Source organism: Klebsiella sp. GFKo11 (assembly GCF_056490265.1).
In genome coordinates this window covers 4,978,468-4,990,272 of the sequence record NZ_CM151369.1, presented here as the reverse complement: position 1 = coordinate 4,990,272, position 11,805 = coordinate 4,978,468, and the positions used below count along the sequence as shown (strand labels likewise).

The window sequence follows — 11,805 nt, the reverse complement described above, 5'->3', positions numbered from 1 at the left end:
GGCATTGATGATTTGGGCGGATGCATATATCCGTCATACTTCAAGTTGCTTGTGCGTTGGCTGCACTCGCTCACCCCAGTCGCTTACTCCAGTAAGCTCCTGGGGACTCGCTCTCTTGCCGCCTTCCTGCAACTCGAATTATTTTGGTTATAGATGATCAGACTGGTAGCTTTGCAATTTTACGGTGGGCACGGTATAACGAACCTTCATTTGGATGTTTAGATGTCCATACGCTTAGAAGGTAATATGCAAACAACACAACAACAAGGTGGGCAACTTAAGCGCACCATGAAAACTCGTCACCTGATTATGCTGTCGCTGGGTGGCGTTATTGGCACAGGGCTATTTTTCAATACCGGCTATATCATCTCCACCACCGGGGCGGCGGGGACGCTGCTGGCCTACCTGATTGGCGCGCTGGTCGTGTGGCTGGTGATGCAGTGTCTGGGCGAGCTATCCGTAGCGATGCCGGAAACCGGCGCATTTCACGTCTATGCCGCACGCTACCTCGGCCCGGCGACGGGGTATACCGTGGCGTGGCTGTACTGGCTAACGTGGACGGTGGCGCTGGGTTCCAGCTTTACCGCCGCCGGATTCTGTATGCAGTACTGGTTCCCGCAGGTGCCGGTGTGGATCTGGTGCGTGGTGTTCTGCGTGGTGATTTTCGCCCTCAACGTGATTTCGACCCGCTTCTTTGCCGAAGGTGAATTCTGGTTCTCGCTGGTGAAAGTGGTCACCATCATTGCCTTTATTATCCTCGGCGGCGCGGCGATCTTCGGCTTTATTCCCATGCAGGATGGTTCCCCCGCGCCTGGGCTTTCGAACATCATCGCTGAGGGCTGGTTCCCACACGGCGGTCTGCCGATCCTGATGACCATGGTGGCGGTGAATTTTGCCTTCTCCGGCACCGAGCTTATCGGTATTGCTGCGGGTGAGACTGAAAATCCGCATAAAGTCATTCCGGTGGCTATTCGCACCACTATCGCCCGACTGATTATCTTTTTTATCGGCACCGTATTCGTGCTGGCGGCGCTGATCCCGATGCAGCAGGCGGGGGTGGAGAAAAGCCCGTTTGTGCTGGTGTTCGAGAAAGTCGGCATTCCGTATGCGGCGGATATCTTTAATTTCGTGATCCTGACGGCGATTCTGTCGGCGGCTAACTCCGGCCTCTATGCCTCCGGGCGGATGCTGTGGTCGCTCTCCAATGAAAAAACGCTACCGGCCTGTTTTACGAAATTGACCAAAAACGGCGTACCGTTGACGGCGATTTCGGTGAGTATGCTCGGCGGCGTGTTGGCGCTGTTCTCCAGCGTAATTGCCCCGGATACGGTATTTGTCGCGCTGTCGGCGATCTCCGGTTTTGCGGTGGTGGCGGTATGGCTGAGCATCTGCGCCTCGCATTTTATGTTCCGCCGTCGCCACATTCAGCAGGGGAAGGCGCTCAGCGAGCTGCACTATCGCGCGCCGTGGTATCCGCTGGTGCCGGTGCTGGGATTTGTTCTGTGTCTGGTGGCCTGTGTGGGGCTGGCGTTTGACCCGAGTCAGAGGATTGCACTGTGGTGCGGGATCCCGTTCGTGGCACTGTGTTATGGTGCGTATTATCTGACTCGTTCACGGAAACTCACCCAGGAGCCTCAACATGTCGCAGAATAATCCGTTAACCGCCATCCTTGACGTACAGCCCTTTGTCCTGCTGGACGGCGCGATGGCGACGGAGCTGGAAGCGCGCGGTTGTAACCTTGCCGATAGCCTGTGGTCGGCGAAAGTGCTGGTCGACAATCCGGACCTTATTCGCGAAGTCCACCTCGACTATTTCCGCGCCGGCGCGCAGGTGGCGATCACCGCCAGCTATCAGGCCACTCCGGCGGGGTTTGCCGCCCGTGGGCTGGACGAAGCTCAGTCGAAAGCGCTGATTGGCAAAAGCGTAGAGCTGGCCCGCAAAGCGCGTGAAGCATATCTTGCCGAAAACCCGCTGGCGGGCACGCTGCTGGTAGCCGGGTCTGTTGGACCGTACGGCGCATTTCTGGCGGATGGTTCGGAGTATCGCGGCGATTACGTCCGCAGCTACGAAGCATTTCAGGCGTTCCATCGTCCGCGCGTAGAAGCGCTACTGGACGCCGGGGCCGATCTGCTGGCCTGTGAAACCATGCCGAATTTTGCCGAGATTAAGGCGTTGGCTGAACTGCTAACCGCCTATCCGCGCGCGCGGGCATGGTTCTCGTTTACCCTGCGCGATGCACAGCATCTCAGCGATGGCACGCCGCTGCGGGAAGTGGTTGCCATGCTGGCAGACTACCCGCAGGTGGTGGCGCTGGGAATTAACTGTATTGCCCTGGAAAATACTACTGCCGCGCTGGAGCATCTGCATAGCCTGACGGCGCTGCCGCTGGTGGTTTATCCGAACTCCGGCGAACACTATGACCCGGTAACCAAAACCTGGCACCATCACGGCGAAGCGTGCGCCACGCTGGAGGGATATTTACCCCAGTGGCTGGCGGCGGGCGCGAAGCTGATTGGCGGTTGCTGCCGCACGACGCCGAAGGATATTGCTGAATTGAACGCGCAGCGCTGAGAATAATGCCGGGTGGTGGCTCCGCCTTACCCGGCCTACAAATTGCACAAACCGTAGGCCGGGTAAGCGTAAGCGCCACCCGGCATCAATCACCCAGCATCCGCTAAAACAAACATCCCGTACGGGTGGATTTCGAGGTAATACTGCTCTCCGGCGTTTGGCTGCAGGCGGGTGGCGTTAATCTGCAATAAGAGCTCCTGCCCGTTCCACTCCACCGTTACCTCATACTGCGGTCCCATATAGGCCACATGGCGGATTACGCAGCGCTGGCTCTCTTCGCCGCGATCGCTCAGGGTAATCGCCTCCGGGCGTACGCCGACGGTGCCTTCGCCCTGGACGGCGAAATGCAGCGGTCTTGGCAGCCGATAACCATAAATATCGACAAAATCCGCGCTGAAGGCGGCCGGGAACAGGTTGGCATCGCCCATAAAGCTCGCCATAAAGCGCGACGCGGGCTGACGATAAAGATCCTGCGGTGATCCAATCTGCATGATATGCCCCTTGTTCATTACCAGCACGGTATCGGAAACCGCAAAGGCTTCGCTCTGATCGTGGGTGACGTACAGCGAGGTGATATCAAACTGCTTTTGCAGTTCGCGGATCTTATCGCGCATGCTGCGACGCAGGTTGGCGTCGAGGTTACTTAGCGGCTCATCAAACAGCAGCACCTTCGGCTTGAGGATCAAAGCGCGCGCCAGCGCCACGCGCTGCTGCTGGCCGCCGGAGATCTGATCGACATAGCGGTCCTCGAATCCTTCCAGATCCACCATCGCCAGTGCTTCTTTCACCCGCGTCTTCACATCGCTGCGCGACACGCCAAGCATCTTCAGGCCGTAGCCGACGTTATCCCCCAGCGACATATGCGGGAACAGGGCGTAAGACTGAAACACCATGCAGATATCGCGTTGCTGAATAGAGCGATGAGTGACGTCTTCGCCATCAATGAAAATCTGTCCTTCGCTCGGTTTTTCCAGCCCGGCCACCAGGCGCAGAATGGTCGTCTTGCCGCAACCGGAAGGGCCGAGCAGGGTTACCATTTGCCCCTGCGGGATAGTGAGATTGATATTATCGATAACCGTATTGCTGCCGAATCGCTTGGTGACGTTGCGCAGCTCAACAAAATTTTTCTGACTCATAGTGCGCTCCATTACGCTTGGTTTTTGGCTTTTGAACGGGAGATACGAGCTTCCCCGATCAGCCAGTCAAAGATGAAAATAATCGCCAGCATCACTACGATCAGAATCGAGCCGTAGGCGATCGCCACGCCGTATTCACCGTCTTCCACGCGGTTCAGAATGTAAGCCGTCGCCACGCGGGTATCCGGTGTGACAAGGAACACAATGGCGCTGACGGTGGTAATGGCGCGCACAAAGCTGTAGATCAGCGCCGAGAGGATCGCCGGACGCAGCAGCGGCAGCAGAATATGCGTAATGGTGCGCAGAGAACCGGCGCGCAGGCTAAGCGACGCTTCGTCCAGTGACTTGTCGATCTGCCCCAGACCGGCGATCCCGGCGCGAATGCCCACCGGTACGTTACGCATCACCATCGAGATAATCACAATCGCCGCCGTACCGGTGAGGTACACCGGGGCGCTGTTAAAGGCGAGAATATAGGAAACGCCCGCTACGGTGCCCGGTACCGCGAAGCACAGCATGGTGGTGAACTCGATGGTCTTTTTGCCTTTAAACTGCTGGCGCACCACGATCCACGCGATCAGTAACCCGAAGGCGGCGGTGATCGGCGCGGCAATCCCGGCGTACAGCAGGGTGTCGAGCAGCGAAGGCCATGCCCCGTCGCTCATTCCCTGGCCGAACAGCTTGATAAAGTTATCCAGCGTCAGGGTGTAATCCACGCCCCAGTTGACGGTGAAGCTGCCGTAGAAAATGCTGCCGTAGAGCAGGGCGTTAAAGGCGATCCACACCGCCAGAATGGCGATCACGCTCCATACCAGGGTCACCGGCAGTGGTTGTACGTCGCCACGGTAGGACTTACCGGAAACGGTGACGTAAGAGCGCTTGCCGATCCACATATACTGAATGCAGAACACCAGCAGCGAGAACAGCAGCAGGAATGCGCCAAGCGTGCTCGCCGCCTGATAATCGAGCTGCGAACCGGTGATGTAGAAGTAGATCTGCGTCGCCAGCACGTCAAAGTTGCCGCCGAGCACCAGCGGGTTACTGAAGTCGGCCAGCGACTGGACGATGACGATTAAAAAGGCGTTCGCCAGCGCCGGTTTCAGCAGCGGAACGAAGACGCCGTTAAAGGTCTGCCAGCGGCTGGCGCGCAGGGTGTACGACGCCTCCTCCAGTGACGGATGAATGGTCTTAATCGCCCCATCGAGGATCATAAACGCCATCGGGGTGAACGCCAGTACCTGCGCCAGCCAGATGCCGGTAAACCCGTACAGCCAGTTGGTGTTGGTCAGCCCGAACCAGTCGACCATCAATTCGGTAATGTAGCCGGAACGCCCCATCATCAGCGTCACGCCCAGACCGACGACAAACGGCGGGGTCACAATCGGCAGAATGGAGAAGATGCGGCCAATAATCGCGCTGCGTTTGGCGATGCGGGTGGTGTAGATCGCCAGTACCAGACCAAAGAAGGTGCAGCCAACGCCCACCGCCATCGACAGGGCGATGGAGTTGAGGATCACCTGCACGATATGCGCCTGCGACAGCACGGCCATAAACGCCAGCGGAGCAAACTCGCCCGCGTCGTTAGTGAACATCGGGATGAAAATAGCGATGCTCGGCCAGACGATAAACACGCCAATCAACGCCACGATGGTGACCAGCGAACCAATCACAAAGCGGTCGCCGCCCAGCCATTCCAGGCGGGTCAGCGCCAGGGTCATTATCGCGCCCAGCGCCACAAACAGCACGATGGTGGCGTAGCCTAACCCGCGGCCTTCCACGGTGGCGCTGATGACGATAAACGCCATACAGCAGAACGCCCAGCCAGCGTCGAGATAATGACGGCTGCGCTGCTCGCGCCTGGCTTCCTGCCATGGACGAATCAGCAGCAGGCTCGGCAGCAAATACCATAACCAGCTGATATTGAACTGTGACCAGCCGTAGGCCGCGAAAATTTCATCGCTCGTGGACTCCAGCAGACCGTAATCCAGGCTCCAGCTCGGCAGCAGGGCGAACGCCAGCCAGCCGAACAAAACCCAAAGGAATATCGCATCCCGTTTTTTCACGGGATGGAGTGCAAGTGTGTGTGACATAAGTTTTCCGGTGTTGTGTGTAGGCCCGGTAAGCGTGAGCGCCACCGGGCATTAACCGCAAAATGTGGGCTTATTTACCCATCTTCACTTCGCTAACCCACTTATTGATAAGCTGCTTACGGACTTCGGTAGAACCGTATTTATCCATGTCGTAGTTGATAAGCTTCAGGTCGTCGAGCTTCAGCGAGTTTGGTGAGGTTTCGGCGGTGGTGTTGGTCAGGATCTGATAAGACTTGCCTTTTTTCCACGCCAGCTCCTGGGCCTCTTTTGACAGCGCCCAGTCGACAAACAGTTTGGCGTTGTCGAGGTTGCGTGCGCCCTTCAGGATGCTGATGCCGCCAATTTCATAGCCGGTACCTTCGCACGGAGAGATCAGCTCCAGCGGCGCGCCCTGTTCTTTTTCCAGTGAGTAATCGTGCAGGAAACCGATACCAATGGCCGTTTCGCCACGGGCGGCGTTACGCGCCGGGGCAATACCGGATTTGGTGTACTGGGAGACGTTAGCGTTGAGCTGCTTCAGGTAATCAAAGGCCTGATCGTCCCCCCACAGCTGGGCGAAGGTTGCCAGCGCGGTGTAGGCGGTACCGGAGCTTTGCGGGTCGGCAATCTGGATTTCGCCTTTATATTCCGGTTTGGTCAGGTCCTTCCAGCATTTGGGCACCGGCAGATTTTTCTCTTTCAGGCGCTGGGTGTTCACGCCAAAGCCGAGAATGCCGACGTAGACCGCCGAAGTGTAGTTGCCTTTCAGCTTCGCCGGATCGCGGAATTGCTCCATCACCTGCTCAAGATTGGGGGACTTATAGGGTTGCAGCAGGCCCATTTCACCGGCCTGGGACTGCGGGTCGAGGGTACCGCCGTACCAGACGTCCGCCTGCGGGTTTTTCTTCTCGGCATCGACCTTCGCCAGCGTGCTGCCGGAACCGTTGCGAATAAACGAGGTTTTCACATCATATTTTTCGCCGAAGGCTTTGGTTTCGGCTTCACACATTTCGTTGGTGGCGCTGCAGTAGACCACCAGACGACCTTTGGCGTGCGCCGCGCCGCTTAACGTCGCCAGCGCAATGCCGGAAGCAATCAGAGTAGTGACCAGAGTTTTTTTCATTATTTTATCCTTTGAGCAGGAGAGGTAGTAATGCTCGCCATCAGCAGCGGCATCAGCAATAAACCCATCAGGACTGCGGCGACCGAGAGCAAACTAAACATGCCCGACCAGCCGTAGCGTTCAATGACCAGCGACAGAGGCCAGCCCGCCAGCGCTGCCCCCAGATAGGCGAACAGGCCGAGAAAACCGGTGATTGAACCCGCCGCCGCTTTGTGTCCGCACTCCACCGCCGCGAGGCCAATCAGCATTTGCGGGCCAAAAACGAAGAAGCCCACCGTAAAGAAACAGACCGCCAGCAGCGCGTAGTGATGCACCGGGGCCAGCCAGAGCGCGGCGACGGAAACCATCAGCCCCAGCGTGAACAGCAAAATCATCGGCGCCCGCTGGCCGCTGAACAGCAGATCCGAACCCCAACCGGCGAACAGCGCGCCGAGCAGGCCGCCCGCTTCAAATAGCATCACCGTGGCGTTGGCGCTGAGCAGATTCACGCCGTGGCTCTCCGTCAGCCAGATGTTGCCCCAGTCGTTAAGCGCGATGCGGATCAGATAGACCAGCACGTAAGAGATGGCCAGCAGCCAGATCATCGGGTTCTTCAGCATCGTGGTGCGTAGCATCTGCCAGAGCCCCATCGGTGGGCTTTGCTGCTCCTGACGCAGTTCCAGCGGGTCGTTACGCCAGGTTCCCACCGACGGCAATCCCTCTTCCTGGGGCGTTCCTTTCAGCTGTAGCGTTAACCAGATGCCTAATGCCATGCTGATAATCCCCGGTGCCAGCATCGCCGCCTGCCAGCCCCACCAGTGGGCGGCAAAGGCGCTAATCAGCGGGATAATTGCTCCGCCGATATTGATAGACATATTCCAGCAGCCCCACCAGAAGCCGCGTTCGTTGCGCGAATACCAATGAGTCAGCAGCCGGGCGCAGGGTGGCCATCCCCAGCCCTGAAAAAATCCGTTCAGCGCCCAGACCGCCAGCAGCAGCGTCAGCGACTCGCCAAAGGCGAACACCACGTTCAACAGACCGGTGGCGAACAGGCCAACGCCCATAAACCAGCGCTGTCCGTGGCTGTCGTGCCACAGTCCGGCGGTAAACTTCGACAGGCCGTAGGTGAGATAAAACAGCGATCCCAGCAGGCCGATATCGCCTTTATCCAGACCAAGATCCGTTTGCAGCGCTGGCAGCACGTAGTTAACGCTTTTGCGCGTCAGGTAAAACGCGGCATACCCGATGATCATGCACATCAGCAGTTGTGGACGTAGCGTCCGGTATTGTTGATTGATGTCGGTTGCTGAGCGTGCGTGCATAGCCGTCTCCGTTTTGCTGACTATAAGAAAGTGAAATTGAAAGGGGATGAGAGAAAGTCCGCAGTGACTAAGACTTTTTCCTGGTTAGCAGGTTGTTTGTTGCAAATTTGTGGGCAAGTTAACAATTACTCGCGTGCCGTGCCGTGATTCCAGCGTTAGCTCGCCGCCCAGGGCGCTGACGCGTTCGCGCATCCCCTGAATACCAAATCCGGCAATTTTGTCGGCGCTGATACCGACGCCGTTATCCCTGACTTCCAGGCGCAACGACTTTCCCTGCTCAAGCAAGGTAATGGCAACCTCGCTGGCCTCGGCGTGCTTGCAGACGTTATTGAGCAGCTCCTGCAGCAGCCGATAGAGGGTAAAGCGTACCGTTTCGCTCTCCGGGGTGGCGCTAAGCTGATAGTCAAAGCGGCAGCAGATGCCGCGCTCGGCAAAGGCAAATTCGTTGAGCAGGTGGTGCAGCGCCTCTTTAAACGACAGTTCGTCAAGGGCGGGTGGGCGCAGCTGGCGCAGTAGCTGGCGGGTGGAGTGGTGGATACGCCGGGCGAGATCGTTAATCTGGCTAGCGGCGGCCTGGGTTTGCGCCGGATCGCGCGCCCGTTTCACCAGCTGTGACTGAATTTGAATCGCGGTGATGTTCTGGCCTATTTCGTCGTGCAGCTCGCGCGCCAGATTTTTGCGCGTGTCCTCTTCGGTATGGATCAGCTTTTCGGTCAGCGCGCGTCGTGCCGCCAGCTCCGCTTCCAGCCGCTGGCGGTAGTGGTGCAGGTTTTGCGCCAGATGCTGCTGGCGGCTGATGGCAATCCCCAAACCGATGCCGAGCAGTGCCTGAGTTGCCAGAAAGATCTCCAGTTCAACCAGATTGTTGAACCCCACACCAACCTGGCGGGCAATGGTGATCATCATGCTGCCCAGCAGGCCGGAGAGCACGCCGCCCTGCCAGCCAAACTTCCACGCCATCACCACGTTTGGCAGAAAGACGACGATCAGCAGCAGGCGTTCAATTTCCGGCGACAACACCATCTGGGTGCCGATACCGATGATAAAAAACAGGCTGCACCAGATAATTAGCGAGGTGCGCAGCGGCGGATTGGTCGTATCCAGACCCAGCAGATGATAGCGGTGCTGCTGGCGCAGGAATTCAAAAATCAGATAGACAAACGGTGTCAGCAGCACGCCGCCGGTAAACGAGGCCAGGCCAAGCATCATTGCCGGGCTTTTCACAAACGGCGAGAGCAGCGCGGTGTTGAGTAATGCGCTTACGCTGACCGTGGCCAGCAGCAGCGTCAGCCGCTGCCAGTAAAGAGGAAAACGGTGCCAGAACTGTTGCGCCAGACCGGCGGGGAGCAGGCTAATCAGCGGCGCGGCCAGCAAGGTGTAGCCGTTAAGCAACTGTTCGCTGTGCAGCCAGAACAGCATCAGCATGGGGGGGAGCACCAGCGCGGGCCAGTAGCGGCGGGAAAGCAGGATCAGCAGCGCCAGATAGACGCCGTGTGGCAGAAACAGCGCCGCCTGCTGGCCGTTATGGGTCAGGTAAAAACCGAGCGTCCACAGCATCAGCCAGCCGCTACCCCAGGCCAGTACAATGAACAGCGAAATGACCCGGTGGCGAAGGCCGCGCGACATTAATGCCCTGCCAGCAGTTGGTGGTCGAGAGCGAAGTGCACCAGCTCAATCGTGCTCTGGCATTGCAGCTTGCCCAACACGTTGGCGCGATGGACGTGCACCGTCTTGTGGCTGAGGTCGAGCTTAAAGGCTATTTCCTTGACGCTGTCGCCTTTGACCAGTAAATCAAACACTTCGCGTTCACGTGGGGTGAGCACTTCCAGCACCTGCGCCGGTTTTGCGCCGCCGCGCAGCGCCCGTAGCGCATCGGCGCACAGGTAATGACCGCCCATCCCGACGGAACGTACCGCCTGCACCAGCTCTTCCGGGCCGCAGCGTTTAGTGAGATAACCGCTGGCCCCGGCATCGAGCGCGCTCTGCACAAAGGTGGGCGCGTCATAAATGCTCAGAATAATGGCGCGAAATTGCGGCTTTTGCGCGCGCAGGCGCTTTAGCAGGCTCAGGCCGTTTTCATCCGGCATGGCGATATCCATCACCGCCACGTTGACGTCATCGCGCAATAGCGTTGGCCACGCCTGTGCCGCGCTGCTGAACTGGCCAACAACGTTGAGGTCTTCTTCGAGGCTGAGCAACTGTGCAAAACCGGAACGCACCACCACATGGTCATCGACCAGCACCACTCGAATCATGTTTCTACTCTCTTCGCGGATCATGGCCCTATGATGCCTGCCGCCGCTGCGCTGGCAATCGTCGGGGTGTGGATATGTAACGAATGTAACGAAATTGCAATAAAAGCGCGGTGGCGGTTTTTGTGAAGATTAACTAACCATTGCCGCTTTTTTTCTAAAAACACTTTGTTCTTAGCAAGAATTTTTAATTACTTCATCAAACGCATCGCGCCGGAAATACTGCATCTATACACATTCATACCCCTAAATAATTCGAGTAGCAGGAAGGCGGCAAACTTGGGCATTCCTGGAGCATAGATAACTATGTGACAGGGAGGAACAAGTGCAGCCAACGCACATGCTACTCGAAGTATGACGGGGATAAGGGAAGCAGACACTATGGCACTATCATCGCGTATCACTCTTATTGCCGCCCTGGCTCTCGCGGCATTCCAGGCGCAGGCGGTTAACGTCACCGTGGCGTATCAGACCTCCGCTGAGCCGGCGAAAGTCGCCCAGGCGGACAACACCTTTGCCAAAGAGAGCGGGGCCACCGTCGACTGGCGCAAGTTTGACAGCGGCGCGAGCATCGTGCGGGCGCTGGCTTCCGGTGACGTACAAATCGGCAACCTCGGCTCCAGCCCGCTGGCGGTCGCCGCCACCCAACAGGTGCCGATTGAGGTGTTCCTGCTGGCTTCAAAGCTCGGTAACTCCGAAGCGCTGGTGGTGAAGAAGAACATCACCAAACCAGAGGACCTGATCGGCAAACGCATCGCCGTGCCGTTTATCTCCACGACGCACTATAGCCTGCTGTCGGCGCTGAAGCACTGGGGTATCAAGCCGGGCCAGGTGCAGATCCTCAACCTGCAACCCCCAGCGATTATTGCCGCCTGGCAGCGCGGCGATATTGACGGTGCCTACGTCTGGGCTCCGGCGGTTAACGCGCTGGAGAAAGACGGCACGGTCCTGACCGATTCGTCGCAGGTGGGTGAGTGGGGTGCGCCGACGCTGGACGTTTGGGTGGTACGTAAAGATTTTGCCGAAAAGCATCCTGAGATTGTGAAAGCCTTCGCCAAAAGCGCCATCGACGCCCAGCAGCCCTACATCGCCAACCCTGACGAGTGGCTGAAGCAACCGGAAAATATCAGCAAGCTGGCGCGCTTAAGCGGCGTACCGCAAGCCGACGTGCCAGGGCTGGTGAAAGGCAATACCTACCTGACCGCCGCCCAGCAGGCGCAGGAGCTGAACGGGCCGGTCAATAAAGCCATCATCGACACCGCGAAGTTCCTGAAAGAGCAGGGCAAAGTGCCCGCCGCCGGCAGCGACTACAGCCAGTACGTTACCGACCGTTTTGTGAAGTAAGGAGGTCA

At 58.0% G+C, this 11,805-nt stretch carries 9 protein-coding genes; 3 read left to right on the top strand and 6 right to left on the bottom strand.

Going from position 1 to position 11,805, the window contains the following annotated elements; translation table 11 throughout:
• Positions 1-246: 246 nt before the first annotated feature.
• Together mmuP and mmuM are read left to right on the top strand one after the other, a co-directional pair.
• Positions 247-1,653, top strand: a complete 1,407-nt coding sequence (mmuP, locus tag AC07P6_RS24055) for an S-methylmethionine permease (RefSeq protein WP_478314871.1) — start codon at positions 247-249, stop codon at positions 1,651-1,653.
• Complete coding sequence (gene mmuM / locus AC07P6_RS24050; protein ID WP_478314870.1) at positions 1,640-2,572, top strand: homocysteine S-methyltransferase; 933 nt, start codon at positions 1,640-1,642, stop codon at positions 2,570-2,572. The genes mmuP and mmuM overlap by 14 nt, the downstream gene beginning before the upstream one ends.
• 89 nt (positions 2,573-2,661) lie before the next feature.
• On the opposite strand, the gene fbpC is transcribed toward mmuM, so the two are convergent.
• The 6 genes from fbpC to AC07P6_RS24020 all read right to left on the bottom strand — a co-directional run bounded on the left by fbpC (position 2,662) and on the right by AC07P6_RS24020 (position 10,456).
• Positions 2,662-3,708, bottom strand: coding sequence for a ferric ABC transporter ATP-binding protein (gene fbpC / locus AC07P6_RS24045; RefSeq protein WP_478314869.1), 1,047 nt, complete (start codon positions 3,706-3,708; stop codon positions 2,662-2,664).
• Between the two features lie 11 nt (positions 3,709-3,719).
• Positions 3,720-5,798: an ABC transporter permease gene (locus AC07P6_RS24040; RefSeq protein WP_478314868.1), complete on the bottom strand. Its 2,079-nt coding sequence runs from the start codon at positions 5,796-5,798 to the stop codon at positions 3,720-3,722.
• A 70-nt stretch (positions 5,799-5,868) separates the two neighbouring features.
• Positions 5,869-6,900, bottom strand: a complete 1,032-nt coding sequence (locus AC07P6_RS24035; protein ID WP_182236635.1) for an ABC transporter substrate-binding protein — start codon at positions 6,898-6,900, stop codon at positions 5,869-5,871.
• Positions 6,900-8,201 carry an MFS transporter family glucose-6-phosphate receptor UhpC gene (gene uhpC, locus AC07P6_RS24030; protein ID WP_142982629.1) on the bottom strand — a complete coding sequence of 434 codons (1,302 nt, stop codon included), beginning with the start codon at positions 8,199-8,201 and terminating at the stop codon, positions 6,900-6,902. The genes AC07P6_RS24035 and uhpC overlap by 1 nt, the downstream gene beginning before the upstream one ends.
• 84 nt (positions 8,202-8,285) lie before the next feature.
• Positions 8,286-9,827, bottom strand: coding sequence for an MASE1 domain-containing sensor histidine kinase (locus AC07P6_RS24025; protein ID WP_304256487.1), 1,542 nt, complete (start codon positions 9,825-9,827; stop codon positions 8,286-8,288).
• The gene (locus tag AC07P6_RS24020) at positions 9,827-10,456 is read right to left on the bottom strand and encodes a response regulator transcription factor (RefSeq protein ID WP_182236641.1); all 630 of its coding nucleotides are present in this window, start codon (positions 10,454-10,456) and stop codon (positions 9,827-9,829) included. The genes AC07P6_RS24025 and AC07P6_RS24020 overlap by 1 nt, the downstream gene beginning before the upstream one ends.
• Positions 10,457-10,834: 378 nt before the next feature.
• Between AC07P6_RS24020 and tauA the strand changes: the two genes are divergently transcribed.
• Positions 10,835-11,797 (top strand): taurine ABC transporter substrate-binding protein, encoded by a 963-nt coding sequence (gene tauA, locus AC07P6_RS24015; RefSeq protein WP_478314867.1) that lies wholly within the window; start codon positions 10,835-10,837, stop codon positions 11,795-11,797.
• Positions 11,798-11,805: the final 8 nt, after the last annotated feature.